The following is a 22,079-nucleotide window of genomic DNA, read 5'->3' as shown; positions in this document are numbered from 1 at the left end:
CATGGCCCAGATCGCCGTCGTCCCCGGATCCTTCGACCCCGTGACCCTCGGGCACCTCGACGTCATCGGTCGTGCCGCGCGGCTGTTCGACGAGGTGCACGTGCTCGTCGTGCACAACCCGGACAAGCAGCCCGCGATGTTCGCCGCCGCCGACCGGGTGCGGCTCATCGAGCGGTCGCTCGTCGAGACCGGGGTCCCGGACACGGTGCGGGTCGGGGAGTGGACCTCCGGGCTCCTCGTCGACTACTGCCGCCAGGTGGGCGCCGGCGTGCTCGTGAAGGGTGTCCGCTCGGGCGAGGACGTCGCGTACGAGACGCCGATGGCGATCATGAACCGGCACCTCGCCGACGTCGAGACGGTCTTCCTGCTCCCCGAGGCGTCGCGGGCCCACGTGTCGAGCTCGCTCATCCGCCAGGTCGCGACGCTCGGCGGCGACGTCACGCCGTACGTGCCGGGCGTCGTGGCGGAGGCGCTGGCGCAGCACCTCGGCCGCTGACTGGCGGCGACCGCTGTCGCCCCTCGGCCGCTGACGCACCGCAGTCGCTGACACGCCGCGCTCCAGACGTCCTCGACGTGTGCGGGAGATCGCGCTAGGCTTGTCGATCGTGTCTTCCCCCGTGAACAGCCCCTACGCCCTGCGCGTGCGCGACCTCGCGCACCGGCCGGGCGAGATGCGCGAGCACTCGCTCGACATCGAGGTGCCGGACGCGATGGGTGCCGGCGTCATCGCCGTGCGCGAGGGCACCACGATGCAGCTCGACGTGAAGCTCGAGGGTCTCCACGAAGGCGTCCTGGTGTCCGGGCACGCCTCCGCCGAGGCCACGGGTGAGTGCTCGCGATGCCTCATCGACATCAGCGAACCGGTCGAGGTCGATTTCGCCGAGCTCTTCGCGTACGATGTCTCGGAGGATTTCGACTTCTTCGTTCACGATGACCACGTGGATTGTGAACCGGTCGTTCGAGATGCGGTGGTGCTGTCGCTGCCGTTCCAGCCGGTCTGCCGACCGGACTGCCCCGGTCTCGACCCCGTCACGGGTGAGCGGCTGGCCGACCTCGGCGAGGTCACCCCGCGCGAGGTCCTGGACCCGCGCTGGGCCGCGCTGAGCGGCTTCCAGGGCACCGGTACCGACGCGGAGCGCGGCGGCGCCGACGACAGCACCCCCGACCAGAGCCCCGAGGGCGACGGCCGTACGGCCTGACGCACCTCGACACCGACCACCGACCAACCGAAAGAGAACCACCATGGCCGTTCCCAAGCGCAAGCAGTCCCGTGCCAACACGCACGCCCGTCGTTCGCAGTGGAAGGCCGCGCCGGTCCAGCTCGTGAAGACGATCGAGAACGGCAAGGTCACCTACAGCCTCCCGCACCGCGCGAAGGTCGTCGAGGACTCGGCCGGCACCGCCCTGTACATGGAGTACAAGGGCCGCAAGGTCGCCGACGTCTGATCGGACTCGACCGATGACCGCGACGTCCGGCACCACGGGGTCCCGCCCCGTGGGGCCGGACGTCGTTCGTCTGCAGGGCATCCTCGGCGTCGAGATCGACGCCGAGCTCCTGCAGCTCGCCCTCACGCACCGCTCCTACGCGTACGAGCACGGGGGCATCAAGCACAACGAGCGCCTCGAGTTCCTCGGGGACTCCATCCTCGGCCAGGCCGTGACCGTGAAGCTCTTCCGGTCCTTCCCCGACCTCGACGAGGGCGAACTCGCCAAGCGGCGTGCCAGCCTCGTCTCGACGGTCGCCCTGGCCGAGATCGCCCGCATGATCGGGCTCGGCTCCTACCTGCGCCTCGGAAAGGGCGAGGAGCAGACCGGCGGCCGCGGCAAGGCATCCATCCTGGCCGACACGGTCGAGGCCGTGATCGGTGCGACGTACCTGTCCGCCGGCCCCGACGCCGCGACGGACCTGGTGCTGCGCCTGGTCGAGCCGCTGCTCGTCGACCCGGACCGCTTCGGCGCCGCCATGGACCCGAAGACGAGCCTGCAGGAGCTCGCGGCGAGCCTGTCCCTCGGCAACCCGGCCTACCGGGTGACCGAGGAGGGCCCGGACCACGACAAGACCTTCCACGCGACCGTCGTGCTCCAGGGCGAGGACGTGTCGACGGGCTCCGGTACGAGCAAGAAGACCGCCGAGATGGCCGCCGCGCTCGAGGCGTGGACGCGGCTCTCCGGCCGGGCGGCCTGACCGCGTGCCCGAACTCCCCGAGGTCGAGGTCGTCCGTGCCGGCCTCGAACCCGCCGTCAGCGGCGCCCGCGTGCTGCACGTCGACGTCGTCGACGACCGCGCACTCACCCGGCACGACGGTCCGGCGGAGGACTTCGCCGAACGGCTGACCGGCAGGACGATCGCCGCTGCCGTGCGGCGGGGCAAGTTCATGTGGTTCCCCCTGGTCCCGGAGCACGACGGCGACCGCCCCGAGGCCCTCGTCACGCACCTCGGGATGTCCGGTCAGGTGCTGCTCGGTCGTGACCGCCCGGCCGCCAGGCACCGGCGCATCCTCATCGACGTGCAGCCAGCTGGTCCTGATCGCGACGGACGCCCCGAGGCGCCGGTCGAGCTCGAGTTCGTCGACCAGCGGACCTTCGGCTCGATGGCGATCGACGCCATGGTGCCGACGGTGGACGGTGCGCCCGCCGGGTCCGCCGGGGCGGTCGACGCCCGCGAGCCGGACGCGCCGTGGCGACGGAGCATCCCGACGCAGGTGTCGCACATCGCACGGGACCCGCTCGACCCCGCCTTCGACGACGACCGGTTCGTCGCGATGGCCCGCAAGCGCTCGAGCGGCATCAAGCGCGTCCTGCTCGACCAGGGCGTCGTGAGCGGCATCGGCAACATCTACGCCGACGAGTCGCTCTGGGCCGCGAAGCTGCACTTCGATCGTCCGGCCGACCGCCTGCCCCGGGCCGACCTGCACCGGCTCCTCGCCGAGGTCCGTAGTGTCCTCGCCCGAGCACTCGAGGACGGTGGGACGAGCTTCGACGCGCAGTACGTCAACGTGAACGGGCAGTCCGGGTACTTCTCGCAGCGTCTCGCGGTGTACGGGCAGCAGGGGAAGCCCTGCCCGCGGTGCGGCACGACGATCGTGCGCGAGGCGTTCATGAACCGGTCCAGCCACCGGTGCCCCGTGTGCCAACCCGCTCCGCGCCGCCGCACGCGTTAGCCTGACGCGCAACCGAGCACCCGGAGACCCGCATGTACTTGAAGAGCCTCACCATCAAGGGGTTCAAGTCCTTCGCGCAGCCGACGACGTTCGCGTTCGAGCCCGGGGTCACCTGCATCGTCGGGCCGAACGGCTCCGGTAAGTCGAACGTGGTGGACGCCCTCGCGTGGGTGATGGGGGAGCAGGGAGCGAAGACCCTCCGCGGCGGCAAGATGGAGGACGTCATCTTCGCCGGCACCTCGACGCGCGGGCCGCTCGGTCGCGCGCAGGTGCTCCTGACGATCGACAACACCGACGGCCTGCTGCCGATCGAGTACTCCGAGGTGACGATCTCCCGCACGCTGTTCCGCAACGGCGGCAGCGAGTACGCCATCAACGGCGAGAACTGCCGCCTGCTCGACGTGCAGGAGCTGCTGAGCGACACCGGGCTCGGCCGTGAGATGCACGTCATCGTCGGGCAGGGCCAGCTCGACAAGGTGCTGCACGCCACCCCGGAGGACCGCCGCGGGTTCATCGAGGAGGCGGCGGGCATCCTCAAGCACCGGCGTCGCAAGGAGAAGACCCTCCGGAAGCTCGACGCCATGCAGACGAACCTGACGCGGCTGTCGGACCTGGCGGGGGAGATCCGCCGGCAGCTGAAGCCCCTCGGCCGACAGGCCGAGGTCGCCCGCAAGGCGCAGTCCGTCGCCGCGGTGGCGCGCGACGCGAAGGCCCGGATCCTGGCCGACGACGTCGTCCGCCTGCGCCGCGAGCTCCACGAGCACCAGGAGGTCGAGGCCGGTCGGAAGTCCGAGCGCATCGTCCTGCAGGAGCGGCTCGACCAGACCCGTGTCCGGCAGCAGCAGGTCGAACAGAGCATGGTCGGCGACGCCGTCGACCGCGCCCGGACCGTGGTGCACCGGTTGGAGAGCGTGCAGGAGCGACTCCGCGGGCTGTCCAGCCTGGCGAACCAGCGCCTGATGTTCCTCGCCCAGCAGGCCGACGCGCCGCAGCAGGGACCGACCATCACGCCCGAGCGCGTGCAGGGCGTCCGGGCCGAGGCCGAACGGCTCGAGGCCCGTGCAGCGGAGATGGCGGCGGGCTCCGGGGCAGCGGCTGCCGCGGTCGAGCAGGCCCGGGCCCACCTGGACGCCCTCGACGAGCAGATCGCCGCGCAGGCCGCCCTCGTGTCGCAGCACGACCTCGAGGCCCAGCGCCTCCGGAACGCCGTCGACGCGCAGCGGTCGCGTCGCACCGCCGTCGCCGCCGACCGCGACCGGCGCACCCGCGCGCTGGCCGAGGCCGAGGAGCGGGCGGCCCGCGCCGCTGCTGCCCTGCACGCGATCGGCGACGACCCCTCCGAGGGGGTGGACGCGGACGCGCTCGCCACCGCGCACGACACCGCGCGCCAGCGGCTCGAGGCAGCGCAGACCGCGCGTGACGCCCTGCGCGACCGCCTGCACGCGCTCGAGCGCGAGCGGGACGCCCTCGACGCCCGGGTCGTGGCACTCGGCATGTCGATCGACGTCCGCGACGGCTCGCAGGCGGTCATCGACGCCCGGCGCGCCGGCGTGCTCGGTCGGCTCGCCGACGCCCTGACCGTCGAGGCCGGCTTCGAGGCGTCCGTCGCCGCCGCGCTCGACGGGCTGGCGGACGCGGTGCTCGCCGCCGACCGCGACACGGCCCTCGCCACGGTCGCGCACGCGCGCGAGGCCGACCTCGGCCGCGTCGACGTCGTCGTCGCGGACGCGGAGCTCGACGGGCCGGGGCTCCCCGGCTCGCTGCCGGCGGGTGTGCGACCGGCACTCGACGTGGTGCAGGGGCCGCCCGCGATCACCGCGGTGCTCCGCACGACGCTGGTCGCGGTGTCGGACGACGTCGACCTGGAGGCCGTGCTCGCGGCCGCCCCGCACGCCACGGTCGTGACGCGGTCGGGTGACCTCGTCCGCACCGTCCGGGTGACCGGTGGCGGCGCGCGCACGGTGTCGCGCATCGAGCTCGTGGCGGAGCGGGACGACGCACAGGGCCGCCGCGACGCGGTGGCGGCCGACGCGGCGGACGCAGCCACGGGCCTCCAGGCCGCCCGTCAGGACGTCGAGGAGGCGCGCCGCGTGGCGGACGACGCCGACCGGGCACTGCGCGAACACACCGCGGCGGTCGCCGAGTACGACCGCTCGAGTGCGGCGGTCCGTGCCGGAGCCGAGAACGCCGCTGCCGAGGTCGAGCGCCTGCGCGCCGCCCTGGCCGAGACGGACGGTGCGGTCGAGGCCGCCGACGGTGCCCTGGCGGAGGCCGAGGAGGAGCTGCGGACGTTCGAGGAGCGAGCGCGACCCGTCGTCGACGCGTCCGGCCGTCCGGCGCTGCAGGACGCCGTCGAGGCAGCACGCGCCGCGGAGATCGAGCAGCGCATCCAGGTCGAGACCGTGCGGGAGCGCGCCCGCTCGGAGCGGAACCGTGCTGCGGGGCTGCAGCGGCAGCTCGAGGCCGAGCGTGCGGCTGCAGAGGAAGCAGCGCGGCTGGCGGTGATCCGCCGCGGGCAGATCGCGGTGGCGGAGGGCGTCCTGGCGGACCTGCCGGGGGTGCTCGGAGCGGTCGACCGGTCCCTTGCCGAGGCCCGCGTGCGGCTCGCGACGGAAGAAGCCGAGCGCACGAAGCGCAACACGGAGCTGCAGGTCGTCCGGAACGAGGAGCGCGAGCTCCGCGAGCGGCTGCAGACCATCACCGACGGCGTGCACTCGCTCGAGATGGAGATCTACGAGAAGAAGCTGCACGTGTCCGGCGTGCTCGACCGGGCGCAGAGCGACCTCGGACTGAACGAGGCCGTGCTCGTCGCGGAGTACGGGCCCGACGTCCCGGTGCCGGTCGACGTCCTGGTGGATCCGCGGGTGCTCGCCCGGCGGCACCGCGAGGCCGAGCGGGCCCGGGCTGTGGCGTCGGGGGAGGCAGCGGTCGCGGGACCGGACGGCGCCGGTGCCGCGCCGGCCAGCGCAGCCGACGTCGCCGACGCCGACGCCGACGTCGCCGCCGCTGACGGCGACGTGCCGGAGCTCGTCGACGCCGAGTCGACCCTGCCCGGTGGCCCGGCGCTGCCCGAGCTGGACGCCACCGACGAGGTCGACCCGGCCGACGTCGAGACGGTGCCGTACGTCCGCGCCGAGCAGGAGCAGCGGCTCGCGGCGGCGGAGCGGGACCTCGGCCGGCTCGGCAAGGTCAACCCCCTCGCGCTCGAGGAGTTCCAGGCGCTCGAGCAGCGGCACGCGTTCCTCGCCGAGCAGCTCGACGACCTGCAGAAGACCCGCGCCGACCTCCTCACCATCATCGAGGAGCTCGACACGAAGATGCAGACGATCTTCGAGGCGGCGTTCGAGGACACGAAGGCCGCGTTCGACGTGATCTTCCCGATCCTGTTCCCGGGCGGGACGGGGTCGATCACCCTGACGAACCCGGACGACCTGCTCACGACCGGGCTCGACGTCCAGGTGAAGCCAGCGGGCAAGAAGATCGACCGGCTGACGCTGCTGTCCGGCGGGGAGCGCTCGCTCGCAGCGGTGGCCCTGCTCGTCGCGATCTTCACCGCCCGGCCGTCGCCGTTCTACATCATGGACGAGGTCGAGGCGGCGCTCGACGACGCCAACCTCGGGCGACTGCTGACCGTGTTCGAGCGGCTGCGGGAGTCGTCGCAGCTCATCGTGATCACGCACCAGAAGCGCACGATGGAGATCGCCGACGCACTGTACGGCGTCTCGATGCGCCAGGACGGCGTCTCCGCCGTGGTCGGCCAGCGCGTGCAGCGGCGCGAGCCCGCCGACGCGGTCGCGTAGCGCCGCCTGCGCCCGCGCCCCCCCACCCGCGGCCCGACCGCCACCGGATCGTTCCGCGGGAGCGACAGCCTGCCGCGAACGGTTCGCGGCGGTCTGTCGCTCTCGCGGAACGGAACGGATCGGAGCGGAACGGGACGGCTGCCTCGGCGCCCGCGCCGCGCGGACCGACCGAGCAGACGGACGGGAGGCGCAGTGCCAGCTGGCACCGCGCCTCCCGTCCGTCACGTGGTGGCGACTACTTCGCGTCGGCCTCCACGGCCTCCTTCGGCTGGCCGGTCGGGGTCAGGCCCCGCTCCTGGCGCTTCTTCGACACGATGAGCGACGCGGCGGTGGCCACGGCGATCGTCAGCGCGATGAAGCTCAGCGAGAACCAGATCGGGATCTCCGGGGCCCAGAGGATCGGCTCACCGTTGTTGATGAACGGCACCTCGTTGACGTGCATCGCGTGGAAGACGAGCTTCACGCCGATGAAGGCGAGGATGACCGCCAGGCCCTGACCGAGGTAGATGAGGCGCTCGAGCAGTCCGGCGATGAGGAAGTAGAGCTGGCGCAGACCGAGGAGCGAGAACGCGTTCGCGGTGAACACGATGAAGGCGTCCTGGGTCAGACCGAAGATCGCGGGGATCGAGTCGAGGGCGAACAGCACGTCGGTCAGACCGATCGCGACCATGACGAGCAGCATCGGAGTGAACAGGCGCTTGCCGTCGACGCGGGCCGTGAGCTTGTCGCCGTGGTAGTCCTCGGTCGTCGGGATGACCCGGCGCAGGATGCGGATCAGCTTCGAATCGCCCTCGGTGTCGTCGTGCCCGCCGCCCTTCGCCTGCGACCAGGCGAGCCAGAACAGCAGTGCGCCGAACAGGTAGAAGACCCACGAGAAGTTCTCGATGATCGTGACGCCGAGCGCGATGAAGACACCGCGGGCGACGAGGGCGATCGCGACGCCGACGAGGAGCACCTTCTGCTGGAACTCCTTCGGTACCGCGAAGGTCGTCATGATGATGAGGAAGACGAAGAGGTTGTCGACCGACAGGGCCTTCTCGGTCAACCACCCGGCGAAGTACTCACCGCCGGCCTGTCCGCCGCCGAAGACCAGGATGCCGACACCGAACAGGATCGCGAGCCCGACGTAGAACGCCGACCAGAACGCGGACTCCTTGATGTGCGGGACGTGCGGCGTGCGCACGTGCGAGTAGAAGTCGAACACCAGCAGCGCGAGGATGCCCGCGATGGTGATGAGCCAGACGTAGAGAGGAACGTCCATCTGTTTCCTTCAGGTTCGGGGCGTCCCGCCGAGCGGGTACGCCGATGCCTGAAGGTCTCCTCCGCCGTGTCGACCTGGTGGTCGGACACGACCGGCGTCCCGGGTCTGGATCGTCCCAGACCGTACTGACGGGTGCGCCGCGCGGGAGTACTCCCCTTCAGGACCCGAGGATACCGGGCACGGCTCCCACTCGGTGCGCCCTAAGCTGGGAGCATGGCGAGTTCCTGGTCACTGTCCTCCCGTCTCCGCGGCCTGTTCCAGCGGAAGACCATCGACGAGACCACGTGGGACGACCTCGAGACCGCGTTGATCGGTGCGGATTTCGGCCCCGACATCGCGGACGAGATCATCGAGGACCTGCACGCCCGGGTCGACCGCTACGGCACGACCGACCCCGCCGACCTGCAGCGCATGCTCCGCGAGGTGCTCGAGGAACGGCTGTCGAAGCTCGACACCACGCTGAAGCTCAGCAACCGCCCGGCGGTCGTGCTCGTCGTCGGCGTGAACGGTGTCGGCAAGACCACGACGATCGGCAAGTTCGCGAAGTTCCTCAAGACCTACGACCGCACCGTCGTCGTGGGCGCGGCGGACACCTTCCGTGCGGCGGCGGTCGAGCAGGTCGCGACGTGGGCGCAGCGCGCCGGGGTCGAGGTCGTGCGACCCGCGCAGCCCGGCCAGGACCCCGCGTCGGTGGCGTACCAGACGGTCGAGAAGGCCATGCGGGACGGCACCGAGATCGTCGTCATCGACACCGCCGGCCGCCTGCACACGAAGGCCGGGCTGATGGACGAGCTCGGCAAGATCAAGCGCGTCGTCGAGAAGCAGACCGAGATCGCCGAGGTGCTGCTCGTCCTCGACGCCACGACCGGGCAGAACGGTCTCGCCCAGGCGCAGGCGTTCATCGAGGGCGCCGGGGTCACCGGGCTCGTGATCACGAAGCTCGACGGTTCGGCGAAGGCCGGCTTCGTGCTCAGCGTGCAGGAGAAGACGGGCATCCCGATCAAGCTCATCGGTCAGGGCGAGGGCATCAACGACCTCACCGGCTTCACGCCGCACGTGTTCGTGCAGAACCTCGTCGGCTGACGTCGGACCTGGTCCGCTGACGCGAGGCAGGTCCCGGGGTACGAACCTGGAGAACGGCCGAGCGACAGCTGTGTGGTCGGTCTACCGTGTGTGGCGTCCTGCCCGTGAGAATGGAGCCCCAACATGCCTGCACTGCTGATCATCGCGATCATCGTCGGCCTCGTCCTGCTCTTCAGCGGCATCTTCGTCGGTGCCCTGAAGTTCCTGCTGTGGGTCGGCATCGTCCTCATCCTGCTGGCCGTCATCGGCTGGCTGCTGCGGAGCATCCGCGGTCGCGCGTAGCGACCGCCGGTCACTTCACGACGTGACCACGGAACGGACGGGAGGCCCGGTACCAGCTGGTACCGGGCCTCCCGTCCGTTGTGTGGGTCGGCGGATCGGCGCTACACGGCCTGGCGACCCGGCGTCGCCTCGAGCAGGTGGGCGAGGTGGGGCGGGACCGTGCCGCCGCGCGCGACCGTCGCTCGCGCCCACAGCCGTCCCGCCCGGTAGGACGACCGGACGAGCGGCCCGGCGAGCACGCCGGAGAACCCGATGTCCTCGGCGATCTCGCGCAGGTCGACGAACTCCGCAGGGCTCACCCAGCGCGCGACGGGCAGGTGCCTCGGCGACGGACGGAGGTACTGCGTCAGCGTGATGATGTCGGTGCCGGCCTCGTGCAGCTGCTCGAGCGCGTCGACGACCTCGTGGCGTTCCTCGCCCATCCCGAGGATGAGGTTCGACTTCGTCACGAGTCCGGCGTCACGGCCCTGGGTGATCACATCGAGGGAGCGCTCGAAGCGGAAGGCGGGGCGGATGCGCTTGAAGATGCGCGGCACGGTCTCGACGTTGTGCGCGAAGACCTCCGGGCGGGCGTCGAACACCTGCCCGAGCTGGTCGGGGCGGCCGTTGAAGTCCGGCACGAGGATCTCGACACCGGTGCCGGGGGAGTGCTCGTGGATCTGCCGGATCGTCTCCGCGTACAGCCAGGCGCCGCCGTCGTCGAGGTCGTCGCGCGCCACCCCGGTCACGGTCGCGTACTTCAGGCCCATCGACAGGACGGAGTCCGCCACGCGCCGGGGTTCGCCGCGGTCGAGCGGACTGGGCTTGCCGGTGTCGATCTGGCAGAAGTCGCAGCGGCGGGTGCACTGCGAGCCGCCGATCAGGAAGGTGGCCTCGCGGTCCTCCCAGCACTCGAAGATGTTCGGGCAGCCGGCCTCCTGGCAGACGGTGTGCAGCTGCTTGTCCCGGACCAGCGCGGACAGGTCGCGGAACTCCGGCCCCTGCGTCGCGCGGGTCTTGATCCACGCGGGCTTGGTCTCGATGGGCGTCTCGGCGTTCCGGGCCTCGACGCGGAGCATGCGGCGGCCTTCGGGGGCGAGGGTCATGCGGCGACCTCCTGTCGCGTGGTGCTGGTGGCGCTGATCCGACGGCCGGCGTGCATGCCGTCGACGGCCTGCTGGATGCGTGGCCCGACGAGGGCGGCGACCTCGTCGACGGTGACGGGGCGGCCCGCCGCGCGGCTCAGGGTGGTGACGCCCGCGTCGGCGATGCCGCAGGGCACGATCGCGCCGTAGGGGGCGAGGTCGTTGTCGCAGTTGATCGCGATGCCGTGGCTCGAGACGCGCTCGGCGACGTGCAGGCCGATCGCCCCCACCTTGTCGTGCGGGCCACCGCCCGGTCGGGGCACCCAGACGCCGCTGCGGCCGGCGACCCGTTCCGCGCGCACCTGCACCGCGGCCGCCGTGTCGAGGACGACCTGCTCGAGGTCACGCACCCACGCGACGACGTCGAGGGGGTCGGCGAGCCGGACGATCGGGTAGGCCACGAGCTGTCCCGGACCGTGCCACGTGATCCGCCCGCCACGGTCGACGTCGACCACGGGCGACCCGTCGGTCGGCAGGTCCGTGGACTCGGTCCGGCGCCCGGCCGTGTAGACGCCCGGGTGCTCGCACAGCACGACGACGCCGGGTGAGCGGCCGGCGACGACGTCGGCGTGGTAGGCCCGCTGGACGGCGAGGCCCTCCTCGTAGTCGAGGAGGCCGGGCCAGCGGATGATCTCGAGCTGCGGCACGTCGAGCACGCTACCCCGGTTCCTGGACGCAGTCCAACAACCCGTCCATCGGCGGTCCGAGGTGGTCGGAGGTGGGCCTGTAGAATCGTCGGACCATGGCACAATTCGGCTCACTCTCCGATCGGCTGACCGAGACCTTCCGCAACCTGCGGAGCAAGGGTCGTCTGTCCCCGTCCGACGTCGACGGCACCGTCCGCGAGATCCGCCGGGCCCTGCTCGACGCGGACGTCGCGCTCGAGGTCGTCAAGGCCTTCACCGCCTCGGTGCGGGAACGCGCGCTCTCGGACGAGGTCAACAAGGCGCTCAACCCGGCGCAGCAGGTCGTCCAGATCGTCAACGAGGAACTCGTCGGCATCCTCGGTGGGCAGCAGCGGCGCCTCGAGTTCGCGAAGCGGCCGCCGACGGTGATCATGCTCGCCGGCCTCCAGGGTGCCGGCAAGACCACGCTCGCGGGCAAGCTCGGCAAGTGGCTCAAGAAGGACGGCCACACCCCGATGCTCGTCGCGGCGGACCTCCAGCGGCCGAACGCCGTCCAGCAGCTCCAGGTCGTGGGTGAGCAGGCCGGCGTGCACGTCTTCGCGCCGGAGCCGGGCAACGGCGTCGGCGACCCGGTCAAGGTGGCGAAGAACGCGATCAAGGCCGCGGTCGACCAGCAGTACGACACCGTCATCGTGGACACCGCCGGTCGTCTCGGTGTCGACGCCGAGCTCATGAAGCAGGCGGCGAACATCCGCAAGGCCGTCGACCCGGACGAGGTCCTCTTCGTCATCGACGCGATGATCGGTCAGGACGCCGTCGCGACCGCGCGAGCCTTCCAGGAGGGCGTCGACTTCACCGGCGTCGTGCTGTCGAAGCTCGACGGCGACGCCCGCGGTGGTGCGGCCCTGTCGGTCGCCAGCGTCACCGGTCGCCCGATCATGTTCGCGTCCACCGGCGAAGGGCTCGACGACTTCGAGCCGTTCCACCCGGACCGGATGGCGAGCCGCATCCTCGACCTCGGCGACATCCTGTCGCTCATCGAGCAGGCGCAGTCCGCGTTCGACGAGGACGAGGCCCGCAAGGTCGCCGAGAAGATCGCATCCGACTCCTTCACGCTGAACGACTTCCTCGCGCAGATGCAGCAGCTGCGCAAGGCCGGCTCGATCAAGGGCATGCTCGGCATGCTCCCCGGCGCGAAGGGCATGCGCGAGGCGCTCGACAACTTCGACGAGAGCGAGATCGTCCGGACCGAGGCGATCATCCAGTCGATGACGAAGCAGGAGCGCGAGCTCCCGAAGCTCCTCAACGGCTCCCGTCGACTCCGCATCGCGAAGGGCTCCGGCACCACGGTGACCGAGGTCAACGCTCTCGTGAACCGCTTCGAGCAGGCCGCCAAGATGATGAAGACCGTCGCGCGCGGTGGCGTCCCGCAGATGCCCGGCATGGGGCCCATCCCCGGGATGCACGGCGGCAAGAAGAAGCAGCAGCAGGGCGGCGCGAAGAAGAAGAAGGTCGGCAACCCCGCCAAGCGCGCTGCGCTCGCATCGGGTGCGGCGGCGCAGCCGCAGCAGCAGGCGCCGACCGGCTCGGGCTTCGGCTTCGGCGGCGGCAAGGGCGGCAAGGCGCCGACCGAGGAAGAGCTGGCCAGTCTGCAGAAGTTCCTGGGTCGCTAGTCGCGACCGGACGACGGACAGGAGGCCCGTGGCGATCCCGCCACGGGCCTCCTGTCCGTTCGGGGGTCGCGTCTAGAGCGACTCGCGCAGCTCGGTGACGAGGTGGCGGACCACCGCGCGGAGGTCCCCGCCGTTCTCCTGCGCCACCCGCAGCTGCCGCTGGTACGAGGCGCCCTCGGCGATCATCGTGTCGAGGTGGTGCAGCTCCTGCTGGCACCCGAGACGCTCCGCGATCGGATCGAGCCGTCCGACCAGGTCGTGCACCTCGTCGGTGACCAGGCGCTCGTCACCGGCGGCGTTCGTGATGATCTCCGCCTCCATGCCGTAGCGGGCGGCACGCCACTTGTTCTCGCGGATGAACCACGGCTGCATCGACGGCAGGTCCTCGCCGCGGTCGAGTCGGTCGGACAGCGCCGTGACGAGGCACTGGACGAACGCGGTGACGGCGCCGACCTCGTGCAGCGTCGAGATGCCGTCGGACACCCGGTTCTCGAGCGTGCCCCAACCCGGCGAGGGGCGGATGTCCCAGCGCAGGTCCTTGAAGCCGTCGATCACCCCGGTCTTCGTCAGATCGTCGACGACGGTCTCGAAACCACGCCAGTCGTCGATGCCGGGCGGGAGGCCGCCGGTGGGGAGCTGCTGGAACATGAGCGCGCGGTTGGAGGCGTACCCGGTGTCGGTGCCGCCCCAGAACGGACTCGACGCGGTGAACGCCTGCAGGTGCGGCACGTACGCGAGCATCGCGTTCATGATCGGTACCGCCTTGTCGCGGTCGTCGATGCCGACGTGCACGTGCACGCCCCAGATGAGCATCTGCCGGCCCCACCAGCGCGTGCGGTCGATCAGCGTGGTGTAGTGCTCGCTGTCGGCCGTGATCTCCTGCTGGTCCCACTGCGCGAACGGGTGGGTGCCGGAGCACATCACCTGGGCGTCGAGCGGCTCGGCGGCGTCGATCACCTCGCCGATGATGCCCGCGAGCTCGTTCGTCGCGCCGCCCACCGTCTCGTGCACACCCGTGACGACCTCGACCGTGTTCGTCAGGAGCTCCTCGGTCACCCGGTCGTGGTCACCGAGCCGTTCCTGCACGGCGGCGATCACGGCGGGGGCGCGGGGCGCGAGGTCGCCGGTGCCGCGGTCGACCAGCGGGAGCTCCCACTCGACGCCGATGGTCGACGGGCGGGACTCGGTGAAGCGGATGTCCATGGGGCCATCCTGCCCGTCGGCTTGGAGGGTCGGCACAAGGAACTCCGTCCCGGGCACGTCGTCCGGCAGAGTGGTCACATGAGCAGCGTTGCCGTCTCCGACCTCGCCGTCCTCTCGTCGCCGTGGACCCTCGGCCCGCTGCACCTGCGGAACCGGGTGGTGATGGGGTCGATGCACACCGGGCTCGAGGTCCTGGACGACGGCGGAGCCGCGATGGCCGCGTTCTACCGCGAGCGCGCGGCGGGCGGGGTCGGATGCATCGTCACCGGCGGGATCGCGGTCAGCGACGAGGCGCGCGGCGGCCCGGACTTCGCGGTGTTCGGCGTCGGGGGAGCGGACGAGCGGTTCCGGGTCGCGGTCGACGCGGTGCACGACGAGGGCGGAGCGGTGCTCGCGCAGCTGTTCCACGCCGGCCGCTACGCCCTGGCGAACGGCATGCTCGACCGGCACGGGCGACCGCAGCGCGTCGTGGCACCCAGTGCGCTGCCGTGGGCGGCAGCACGCGGGGTGCAGCCCGTCGCGCTCACCGACGCCGAGGTGCGCCGCACGATCGACGACTTCGCCGCGGCCGCTCGGTCCGCCGCTGCGATCGGCTTCGACGGCGTGGAGATCATGGCGTCCGAGGGGTACCTGGTCAACCAGTTCCAGTCGCCGCTGACGAACCTGCGCGACGACGAGTGGGGTGGGGACGCCGAGCGCCGTCGTCGCTTCGCGGTCGAGGTCGTCCGTGCCGTCCGTGCGGCAGTCCCCGACCTCGCGGTGACGATCCGGCTGTCCGGGGCCGACCTCATGCCCGGGTCGACCACCGACGACGAGGTCGACGCCCTCGTGGACGACCTGCTGCCGCTCGGTCTCGACGCGGTGTCGGTCGGCATCGGGTGGCACGAGTCGCGCACGCCGACCGTCCAGGCCTCGGTGCCGCACGGTGCCTGGCTCGCCCACGCCGAGCGGATCGCCGGCGTGGTCCGGGCGTCCGCACACCCCGAGGTGCAGGTGATCGCGTCGAACCGGATGACCGACCTGCGGGACGGCGAGGCGGTGCTCCGCGACCGGCAGGTCGACGCCGTGGCCCTCGCCCGGCCGTTCCTCGCCGACCCGGACATCGTCCGCAGGTCGCTCGAAGGGCGTTTCGACCTCGTGAACACGTGCATCGGCTGCAACCAGGCGTGTCTGGACCACTCGATCGTCGGCCAGCCGGTGTCCTGCCTGGTGAACCCGCGGGCCGGGCGTGAGCTCGCGCTGCCGCTGCGTCCCACGACCGTGCCGCGGCGGGTCGACGTGGTCGGCGGTGGCCCCGCGGGGCTCGCTGCCGCGGTGGACGCCGCGCGGCGGGGACACGACGTGACGCTGTGGGAGGCCTCGGACTCGCTCGGCGGGCAGTTCGCGCTCGCCGCGGTCGTCCCCGGGAAGGAGGACTACGCCGCGACGGTCGCGGCCGCCCGGACCGAGCTCGAGGAGCGCGGGGCCACGGTGCACCTCGGTCGTGCGGCCACCACGGCGGACCTGCTCGACAGCGACGCCGTGGTGCTCGCACCCGGTGTGGTTCCACGCCGGATCACCGTGCCGGGTGCGGAGCTACCGCACGTGGTGTCCTACGAGGACGCCCTGCGCGACGGGGTCCCGCCGGGCACCGTGGCGGTGATCGGCGGCGGCGGCATCGGTGTCGACACCGCGGCCTTCCTGGTCGAGTCGCCCGACGAGGCGGTGCGTGCCGCGGAGTTCGCCGCGCGCTGGGACGTCACCGTCGCCGACGACCTGGTCGGCGACCTCCCGCAACGGCGGCCGGCGGCAGCACGGACGCTCCGGCCCGGGTCGGACGTCACGGTGCTCCGACGGTCCGGGAAGTTCGGCGAGGGGATCGGCATCACGTCGCGCTGGGTAGCTGTCGGGCGTCTCCGCGACGCCGGCGTGCGGATGATCGGCGGCGTCCAGGAGTACCTGCGCATCGAGCCGGGCACGCTGTGGATCCGGGACGCGGACGGTCGGGAGACCGCGGTGCCGGCCGACCACGTCGTCGTGTGCGCCGGACAGGAGCGCTCGTCGGCGGTCGACGGGGGAGCGGTCGACGCGGATGTGCTGGACGGGGACACGATGGACGGGGACACGGTCGGCGGCGGCGCCGTGGCGGGGACGGGGCTCGCCGCCGGCCTGGCCGCCGCCGGGGTGCCGCACGCCGTCGTCGGTGGTGCCCGGGACGCCCGGAGCGTCGACGCGGTCCGGGCCACGAGTGAGGCGATCGAAGCCGTCCGGGTGCTCGCTCCCTGATCCCGGCACGGCGCCGGCGCGTCCCGACTCGCTTCTCGGGCTGAAACCTGCAAGAATGAACGGTCGAATCGCGTCTGCTCGACCCTCTATCCAGCAGGTCGCGACTCCCATCGAGCTTCCACCGCGCGTGCCCCCACGCCCGCGGTTCCGGTTCAACCACAACAACACGCAACAGGAGCAATTGTGGCTGTCAAGATCCGTCTCAAGCGTCTCGGTAAGATCCGTGCGCCGTACTACCGTGTCGTCGTCGCCGACTCGCGCACCAAGCGCGACGGTCGCGTGATCGAGGAGATCGGCAAGTACCACCCCACCGAGGAGCCCTCGGTCATCGAGATCAACTCGGACCGTGCCCAGTACTGGCTCGGCGTCGGCGCGCAGCCGACCGAGCAGGTCGCGGCGCTCCTCAAGCTGACCGGCGACTGGGGCAAGTTCAAGGGCGAGGGCAACACCGAGTCCACCGTCAAGGTCGCCGAGCCGAAGCAGGCCTTCGTCGCGGACACCGCCAAGAAGGCCGTCCTGAAGCCGAAGTCGGAGAAGACGGCCCCCGCCGCTGCTCCGGCCGAGTCGGCCGACGACGCCGCCGAGACGACCGAGGCCTGATTCCTTGCTCGACTCTGCGCTGACGCACCTCGTCAAGGGGATCGTCGATCACCCGGACGACGTCCGCGTCGCCAGTTCCACCTCTGCGCGTGGCGAGGTCCTCGAGGTGCGTGTGCACCCCGAGGACCTCGGTCGCGTGATCGGTCGCGCCGGACGGACCGCAAAGGCGCTCCGCACCCTCGTCTCGGCTCTCGCCGACGGCAAGCGGGTGCGGGTCGACGTGGTCGACACCGATTCCTAGGGAGACGACCCAGCTCCGGGTGGGTCGCATCACGAAGGCGCACGGGCTCAAGGGCGGCATCAAGCTCGAGCTCTACACCGACGACCCGGATCGTCGGTTCACGCCGGGGGCGGAGTTCACGCTCCAGGTCCCCTCGGACTCGCCGTGGTCGGGCAGGACCCTGACCATCGACGAGCTCCGCTGGTACAACGGCCACCCGGTCGCCTTCTTCGAGGGCGTGTCGGACCGCACCGCTGCTGAGTCACTCGCGCGGGCGATCCTCTGGGTGGAGCAGGACGCCGACGCCGAGACCGGCGAGGACGACGCCTGGTACGACCACCAGCTGGTCGGCCTGCGCGTGCTCCGTGACGGTGTCGAGGTCGGGACGGTCGCACGCGTGGACCACCTGCCCGCGCAGGACCTGCTCGCGATCGACACTCCCTCGCGCGGCGAGGTCCTGGTGCCGTTCGTCTCGGCGATCGTGCCGACGGTCGACATCGCGGCGGGGACGGTCACGGTGACGCCTCCGACGGGGCTGTTCGAGGACCCCGAGGACACCTCGCGGCCCGAGACCGTCACGCCGACCGACCCGGAAGGCTGATCGTGCGGATCGACATCGTCACGATCTTCCCGGAGTTCTTCTCCGTCCTCGACGTCTCGCTGCTCGGCAAGGCCCGGGTCGACGGGTTGCTCGACGTGCACGTGCACGACCTGCGGCACTGGACGACGGACCGGCATCGCACGGTCGACGACACCCCGTACGGCGGTGGCGCCGGCATGGTGATGAAGCCCGAGCCGTGGGCGCAGGCGCTGTCGTCGATCCTCCGCGAGGACGGGTCGTCGACGCTCGTCGTGCCCACCCCGGCCGGGACCCCTTTCCGTCAGCCGATCGCCCGGTCGCTGGCCGCCGAGCACGACCACCTCGTGTTCGCCTGCGGGCGGTACGAGGGCATCGACGCCCGGGTGTTCGCCTGGGCGGCCTCGCGCTGCTCCGTGGTCGAGCTGTCCCTGGGTGACTACGTGCTGAACGGCGGCGAGGTCGCGGCGATGGCGATGATCGAGGCGGTCGGTCGACTCGTCCCCGGCGTCGTCGGCAACCCCGAGTCCCTCGTCGAGGAGTCGCACGAGGACGGCCTGCTCGAGTACCCCTCGTACACGAAGCCCGCCGTCTGGCGGGACCTCGAGGTGCCGGACGTCCTGCTCAGCGGGCACCACGCCCGCGTCGCCGCTTGGCGGCACGAGCAGCAGGTGGAGCGGACTCGCCGGGTCCGTCCGGACCTGCTGCCCGACGCGTAGCGCGCGCCGTCTGCCGGCTGCCGAGCCCGTCTGTCCGACTGTCTGCGCCGCGAGAGCGACAGGCTTCCGCCGACCGTCCGTGGTGCGCTGTCGCTTCCGCGGATGTGTCCGGACGTGCGGACGGGAGGCGCGGGGCGGGGGTGCGCCGCGCCTCCCGTCCGTCAGGCGGTCGCGTCGGCGCGCTGGGCGCGACGCAGGGTGAGGACCTCGGGACCGTCCTCGGTGACCGCGACCGTGTGCTCGACGTGCGCCGCGCGTGATCCGTCGACGCTCTTCAGCGTCCAACCGTCCTCGTCCTGCACCAGCTCGTCGGTGCCCTGCATGAGCCACGGCTCGATCGCCACGACCAGGCCGGGCCGGAGCTTCAGCCCGCGCCCCGGCCGGCCGTCGTTCGGGACGTGCGGGTCACCGTGCATGGTGCGCCCGACGCCGTGGCCACCGAACTGCGTGTTGACGGTGAAGCCGGCGTCCTTCGCGACGCGCCCGATCGCGTAGGACACGTCACCGAGCTTGTTGCCGGGCCGGAACTGCTCGATGCCGGCGACGAGTGCGCGCTCGACCGTGTCGACGAGCCGCTGGTCCTCGTCACGGGCGGTACCCACCTGCACGGTGACGGCGGAGTCGGCCACCCAGCCGTCGACGCTCGCGGCGAAGTCGAGGCTCACGAGGTCCCCGTCGACGAGCACGCGGTCGTGGGGCAGGCCGTGCAGGGCGGCGTCGTTGACCGACGTGCACAGGTTCCTGCCGAAGGGGGAGTTGCCGAACGAGGGGTGGTAGTCGACGTAGCAGCTCACCGCGCCGCGGTCGGCGATCATCCTCGCGGCGACGCGGTCGAGGTCGAGCAGGTTCACGCCCACGTCGACGGTCTCGAGCAGCTCGTCGAGCACGTCGGCGACGAACCGGCCGGCGGCGCGCAGGCCCTCCAGCTCGGCGGGGGTGCGGAGTTCGATCATGGTCCCATCCTGCACCGGTTGGCGGGAGTGCCCGTTCTGTGGCAGGATTGGACGCTGTGCCCTGGCTGGACTCTGCCACGGGGGAGTCGCCGATTCCGGGCACGGACACTTCTTTCCAGAACCGATCCGCGGCGACCCGTGCGCGTCCGCAGAGAGTGAACGAACATGCAGCTCCTCGACCACGTCGACGCAGCGTCCCTGCGCACCGACGTCCCGGACTTCCGCCCCGGCGACACCATCAAGGTGCACGTCAACATCATCGAGGGCACGCGCTCGCGCGTCCAGGTGTTCCAGGGTGTCGTCATCGCCCGTCAGGGCCACGGCCTCGGCGAGACCTTCAAGGTCCGCAAGGTGAGCTTCCAGGTCGGTGTCGAGCGCTGGTTCCCGGTGCACTCGCCGATCATCGACCACATCGAGGTCGTCACCCGCGGTGACGTCCGTCGCGCGAAGCTCTACTACCTGCGCGAGCTCCGTGGCAAGGCGGCCCGCCGCAAGATCAAGGAGAAGCGCGACGCCTGATCGCCTTCACAGTGAGGGCCCGCGAGCCGGGTTCCACCGGACGCCCCCCGCCGATGTACGGTTGTGCATCGACGGGGGGCTTTCCCGTTGTGCGCGCTCCACGGGGCGCCGGGTCTTCCACGTCCGACGAGCGCGGGCGTGGGTCGGCACGCTGGTCGAGCGTGCGTGTGAACGAGAGCGGACATGACGGACACCACGCAAGGATCGGGGCGCCGCCCACGGGCCGAGAAGCAGGGCAACGGTGTCCTGACGTTCCTGCGGGACCTCGTCATCATCTTCCTCGCGGCGCTGCTCGTCTCGTTCCTCGTGAAGACGTTCCTGATCCGGTCGTTCTACATCCCGTCGGAGTCGATGGAGAACACGCTGCAGGTCAACGACCGCGTCATCGTCAACGAGCTGGTGCCCGACGTGGTGTCGCTCAAGCGCGGTGACGTCGTCGTGTTCAAGGACCCGGGCGGGTGGTTGACCGGCGCGAACGTCCCGAGCGTCGCGCCCACCACGCAGCCGGCGAAGGCCATCGACTGGCTCCTCACCCAGGTCGGTCTGGGGACCGGGGACAGCGACGACCACCTCATCAAGCGGGTCATCGGCCTGCCGGGCGACAAGGTGACGTGCTGCAACGACCTCGGGCAGATGTCCGTGAACGGCGTCCCGCTCAAGGAGCCCTACACGCTCCTGCCCGACGGCGCCCCGGCCTCCGCCGATCCGTTCTCCGTCACCGTTCCCGAGGGGACGATCTGGGTGATGGGTGACAACCGGAACGACTCGAAGGACTCCCGCTACAACCGCGACACCCCGTCGAAGGGGTTCGTGCCGCTGTCCGACGTCACCGGCAGGGCCTTCGTCATCTCGTGGCCCACCAGCCGGTGGACGTGGCTCGACGACTACCCCGAGGTGTTCGCGGGCGTGGAGGAGAAGGACCGGTGACCCCGGTCCGGCCCTCGCTGCGGGTCGAGAAGAAGCTGCTCGGTTCCGGTCGGCTGACCGTGATCGGCATGGACGAGGTCGGCCGCGGCGCCATCGCCGGCCCGGTCGCCGTCGGCGTCGCGGCGGTGACGCTCGACATCGGACGTGTACCCCAGGGCCTCGCCGACTCGAAGGTGCTCTCCGCTGCGCGTCGGACCGAGCTGGTGCCGGTCGTCCGACGGTGGGCGCGGACCGCCGTGGGCATGGCGTCGGCCGACGTGGTGGACCGGCAGGGGATCGTGCCCGCACTCGGCCAGGCGGGTGCGGCGGCCCTCGGCGCGCTCGTCCGCGACGGGATGTCCCTCGACGACACGGTCGTGGTGCTCGACGGGTCGTTCGACTGGTTGTCGCGCGCCGTGCCGGCCGACCTCGTCCCCTCGGGCGGTCCGCTCGACGTCGTGGTGCGCGTGAAGGCGGACCGGGACTGCGCCTCGGTCGCTGCGGCCTCCGTCGTCGCGAAGGTGGAGCGGGATGCGCTGATGATCGCCGCGCACGAGGACGCCCCTCACTACGGGTGGTCGTCGAACAAGGGGTACGGATCCACGGCCCACTACGACGGCATCCGTGCAGCAGGTGCCCACCCGTTGCACCGGAAGAGCTGGCTGCACCAGGCCTCGAGCGTCGCGCTGGACGGCTTCGACGAGCTCTCCGTCGCCGGCTGACCGACTGCGTCCACGGCCGCCGGTCTCGCCGTAGACTGTGCGGGCGATGGATGACGACGAATTCGACGACTACGACCGCGAGGTCGAACTTGCCCTGTACCGCGAGTACCGCGACGTCGTGTCGCAGTTCCGGTACGTGGTCGAGACCGAGCGGCGGTTCTACCTGGCGAACGAGGTCGACCTCGTCCGCCGTGACACCGAGCACGACTTCTACTTCGAACTCACGATGAACGACGTGTGGGTCTGGGACGTCTACCGTTCCGACCGGTTCGTGAAGTCCGTCCGGGTGCTCACCTTCAAGGACGTGAACGTCGAGGAACTCACCTCGCGGGAACTCGAACTGCCGAAGGAACTCGCACTCGACGAGTGATCCACAGTTTCTGGA

Annotated in this window: 23 protein-coding genes; 18 read left to right on the top strand and 5 right to left on the bottom strand. The window is 71.3% G+C overall.

Translation table 11 applies throughout. The features are described 5' to 3' along the window. Position 1: 1 nt before the first annotated feature. The 6 genes from coaD to C1N91_RS09920 all read left to right on the top strand — a co-directional run bounded on the left by coaD (position 2) and on the right by C1N91_RS09920 (position 6,961). Positions 2-496, top strand: a complete 495-nt coding sequence (gene coaD / locus C1N91_RS09945; protein ID WP_137767583.1) for a pantetheine-phosphate adenylyltransferase — start codon at positions 2-4, stop codon at positions 494-496. Positions 497-605: 109 nt separating this feature from the next. Continuing rightward, complete coding sequence (locus C1N91_RS09940; RefSeq protein WP_368074191.1) at positions 606-1,199, top strand: YceD family protein; 594 nt, start codon at positions 606-608, stop codon at positions 1,197-1,199. Between the two features lie 43 nt (positions 1,200-1,242). Continuing rightward, complete coding sequence (gene rpmF / locus C1N91_RS09935) at positions 1,243-1,446, top strand: 50S ribosomal protein L32 (protein WP_058728177.1); 204 nt, start codon at positions 1,243-1,245, stop codon at positions 1,444-1,446. 13 nt (positions 1,447-1,459) lie between these two features. Next, entirely contained in the window at positions 1,460-2,185 is a 726-nt protein-coding gene (gene rnc, locus C1N91_RS09930) for a ribonuclease III (protein ID WP_137767582.1), read from the top strand. Between the two features lie 4 nt (positions 2,186-2,189). After that, a complete protein-coding gene (gene mutM / locus C1N91_RS09925; RefSeq protein ID WP_137767581.1) occupies positions 2,190-3,161 on the top strand; it encodes a bifunctional DNA-formamidopyrimidine glycosylase/DNA-(apurinic or apyrimidinic site) lyase in 972 nt (323 codons plus the stop codon). 32 nt (positions 3,162-3,193) lie between these two features. After that, positions 3,194-6,961 carry a chromosome segregation SMC family protein gene (locus tag C1N91_RS09920; protein WP_137767580.1) on the top strand — a complete coding sequence of 1,256 codons (3,768 nt, stop codon included), beginning with the start codon at positions 3,194-3,196 and terminating at the stop codon, positions 6,959-6,961. A 235-nt stretch (positions 6,962-7,196) separates the two neighbouring features. Here C1N91_RS09920 and C1N91_RS09915 read toward each other — a convergent pair whose 3' ends face one another. Beyond that, positions 7,197-8,222, bottom strand: a complete 1,026-nt coding sequence (locus tag C1N91_RS09915; protein ID WP_137767579.1) for a TerC family protein — start codon at positions 8,220-8,222, stop codon at positions 7,197-7,199. A 213-nt stretch (positions 8,223-8,435) separates the two neighbouring features. On the opposite strand from C1N91_RS09915, the gene ftsY reads away from it, so the two are divergent. Beyond that, entirely contained in the window at positions 8,436-9,305 is an 870-nt protein-coding gene (gene ftsY / locus C1N91_RS09910; RefSeq protein WP_137767578.1) for a signal recognition particle-docking protein FtsY, read from the top strand. A gap of 123 nt (positions 9,306-9,428) precedes the next feature. Next, a complete protein-coding gene (locus C1N91_RS09905) occupies positions 9,429-9,587 on the top strand; it encodes a DUF4175 domain-containing protein (RefSeq protein ID WP_137767577.1) in 159 nt (52 codons plus the stop codon). A 101-nt stretch (positions 9,588-9,688) separates the two neighbouring features. On the opposite strand, the gene lipA is transcribed toward C1N91_RS09905, so the two are convergent. Together lipA and lipB are read right to left on the bottom strand one after the other, a co-directional pair. Next, complete coding sequence (lipA, locus tag C1N91_RS09900) at positions 9,689-10,672, bottom strand: lipoyl synthase (RefSeq protein WP_137767576.1); 984 nt, start codon at positions 10,670-10,672, stop codon at positions 9,689-9,691. Beyond that, positions 10,669-11,358: a lipoyl(octanoyl) transferase LipB gene (gene lipB, locus C1N91_RS09895; protein ID WP_394586502.1), complete on the bottom strand. Its 690-nt coding sequence runs from the start codon at positions 11,356-11,358 to the stop codon at positions 10,669-10,671. Before lipB ends, lipA begins: the two co-directional genes overlap by 4 nt. 95 nt (positions 11,359-11,453) lie before the next feature. Between lipB and ffh the strand changes: the two genes are divergently transcribed. Beyond that, the gene (gene ffh, locus C1N91_RS09890) at positions 11,454-13,010 is read left to right on the top strand and encodes a signal recognition particle protein (RefSeq protein WP_137767574.1); all 1,557 of its coding nucleotides are present in this window, start codon (positions 11,454-11,456) and stop codon (positions 13,008-13,010) included. A 72-nt stretch (positions 13,011-13,082) separates the two neighbouring features. Here ffh and C1N91_RS09885 read toward each other — a convergent pair whose 3' ends face one another. After that, entirely contained in the window at positions 13,083-14,213 is a 1,131-nt protein-coding gene (locus C1N91_RS09885) for a glutamate--cysteine ligase (protein WP_137767573.1), read from the bottom strand. 78 nt (positions 14,214-14,291) lie between these two features. Between C1N91_RS09885 and C1N91_RS09880 the strand changes: the two genes are divergently transcribed. The 5 genes from C1N91_RS09880 to trmD all read left to right on the top strand — a co-directional run bounded on the left by C1N91_RS09880 (position 14,292) and on the right by trmD (position 18,594). Then, entirely contained in the window at positions 14,292-16,478 is a 2,187-nt protein-coding gene (locus C1N91_RS09880; protein ID WP_137767572.1) for an oxidoreductase, read from the top strand. Between the two features lie 183 nt (positions 16,479-16,661). Further along, positions 16,662-17,078 carry a 30S ribosomal protein S16 gene (gene rpsP / locus C1N91_RS09875; protein ID WP_058730105.1) on the top strand — a complete coding sequence of 139 codons (417 nt, stop codon included), beginning with the start codon at positions 16,662-16,664 and terminating at the stop codon, positions 17,076-17,078. Between the two features lie 4 nt (positions 17,079-17,082). Beyond that, on the top strand, positions 17,083-17,319 hold the full coding sequence (locus C1N91_RS09870) for an RNA-binding protein (protein ID WP_058730104.1): 237 nt from the start codon (positions 17,083-17,085) through the stop codon (positions 17,317-17,319). Between the two features lie 19 nt (positions 17,320-17,338). Beyond that, a complete protein-coding gene (gene rimM / locus C1N91_RS09865) occupies positions 17,339-17,899 on the top strand; it encodes a ribosome maturation factor RimM (protein ID WP_368074190.1) in 561 nt (186 codons plus the stop codon). 2 nt (positions 17,900-17,901) lie between these two features. Further along, positions 17,902-18,594, top strand: coding sequence for a tRNA (guanosine(37)-N1)-methyltransferase TrmD (trmD, locus tag C1N91_RS09860; RefSeq protein WP_058730102.1), 693 nt, complete (start codon positions 17,902-17,904; stop codon positions 18,592-18,594). Between the two features lie 161 nt (positions 18,595-18,755). Here the strand turns inward: trmD and map are convergent, their stop codons facing one another. Beyond that, the gene (map, locus tag C1N91_RS09855) at positions 18,756-19,547 is read right to left on the bottom strand and encodes a type I methionyl aminopeptidase (protein WP_137767570.1); all 792 of its coding nucleotides are present in this window, start codon (positions 19,545-19,547) and stop codon (positions 18,756-18,758) included. Between the two features lie 165 nt (positions 19,548-19,712). On the opposite strand from map, the gene rplS reads away from it, so the two are divergent. The 4 genes from rplS to C1N91_RS09835 all read left to right on the top strand — a co-directional run bounded on the left by rplS (position 19,713) and on the right by C1N91_RS09835 (position 22,064). Beyond that, positions 19,713-20,066: a 50S ribosomal protein L19 gene (rplS, locus tag C1N91_RS09850; RefSeq protein ID WP_058730094.1), complete on the top strand. Its 354-nt coding sequence runs from the start codon at positions 19,713-19,715 to the stop codon at positions 20,064-20,066. A 183-nt stretch (positions 20,067-20,249) separates the two neighbouring features. Next, positions 20,250-20,993 carry a signal peptidase I gene (gene lepB / locus C1N91_RS09845; protein WP_137767569.1) on the top strand — a complete coding sequence of 248 codons (744 nt, stop codon included), beginning with the start codon at positions 20,250-20,252 and terminating at the stop codon, positions 20,991-20,993. After that, positions 20,990-21,694 (top strand): ribonuclease HII, encoded by a 705-nt coding sequence (locus C1N91_RS09840; protein ID WP_175415988.1) that lies wholly within the window; start codon positions 20,990-20,992, stop codon positions 21,692-21,694. The genes lepB and C1N91_RS09840 overlap by 4 nt, the downstream gene beginning before the upstream one ends. 46 nt (positions 21,695-21,740) lie before the next feature. Continuing rightward, the gene (locus tag C1N91_RS09835) at positions 21,741-22,064 is read left to right on the top strand and encodes a DUF2469 family protein (protein WP_058730091.1); all 324 of its coding nucleotides are present in this window, start codon (positions 21,741-21,743) and stop codon (positions 22,062-22,064) included. Positions 22,065-22,079: the final 15 nt, after the last annotated feature.

Origin of the sequence: Curtobacterium sp. SGAir0471 (assembly GCF_005490985.1) — a bacterium.
GTDB lineage: Bacteria > Actinomycetota > Actinomycetes > Actinomycetales > Microbacteriaceae > Curtobacterium.
The sequence above is the reverse complement of the archived record's forward strand: the minus strand, read 5'-3'. Positions and strand labels throughout refer to the sequence as shown.

Coding starts and splice junctions, on each gene's coding strand:
- C1N91_RS09835 (WP_058730091.1), top strand. CDS start 21,741: ATGGATGACGACGAATTCGACGACTACGACCGCGAGGTCGAACTTGCC.
- ffh (WP_137767574.1), top strand. CDS start 11,454: ATGGCACAATTCGGCTCACTCTCCGATCGGCTGACCGAGACCTTCCGC.
- rnc (WP_137767582.1), top strand. CDS start 1,460: ATGACCGCGACGTCCGGCACCACGGGGTCCCGCCCCGTGGGGCCGGAC.
- C1N91_RS09885 (WP_137767573.1), bottom strand. CDS start 14,213: ATGGACATCCGCTTCACCGAGTCCCGCCCGTCGACCATCGGCGTCGAG.
- lepB (WP_137767569.1), top strand. CDS start 20,250: ATGACGGACACCACGCAAGGATCGGGGCGCCGCCCACGGGCCGAGAAG.
- ftsY (WP_137767578.1), top strand. CDS start 8,436: ATGGCGAGTTCCTGGTCACTGTCCTCCCGTCTCCGCGGCCTGTTCCAG.
- C1N91_RS09920 (WP_137767580.1), top strand. CDS start 3,194: ATGTACTTGAAGAGCCTCACCATCAAGGGGTTCAAGTCCTTCGCGCAG.
- C1N91_RS09915 (WP_137767579.1), bottom strand. CDS start 8,222: ATGGACGTTCCTCTCTACGTCTGGCTCATCACCATCGCGGGCATCCTC.
- C1N91_RS09905 (WP_137767577.1), top strand. CDS start 9,429: ATGCCTGCACTGCTGATCATCGCGATCATCGTCGGCCTCGTCCTGCTC.
- lipA (WP_137767576.1), bottom strand. CDS start 10,672: ATGACCCTCGCCCCCGAAGGCCGCCGCATGCTCCGCGTCGAGGCCCGG.
- coaD (WP_137767583.1), top strand. CDS start 2: ATGGCCCAGATCGCCGTCGTCCCCGGATCCTTCGACCCCGTGACCCTC.
- rplS (WP_058730094.1), top strand. CDS start 19,713: ATGCAGCTCCTCGACCACGTCGACGCAGCGTCCCTGCGCACCGACGTC.
- rpmF (WP_058728177.1), top strand. CDS start 1,243: ATGGCCGTTCCCAAGCGCAAGCAGTCCCGTGCCAACACGCACGCCCGT.
- C1N91_RS09880 (WP_137767572.1), top strand. CDS start 14,292: ATGAGCAGCGTTGCCGTCTCCGACCTCGCCGTCCTCTCGTCGCCGTGG.
- map (WP_137767570.1), bottom strand. CDS start 19,547: ATGATCGAACTCCGCACCCCCGCCGAGCTGGAGGGCCTGCGCGCCGCC.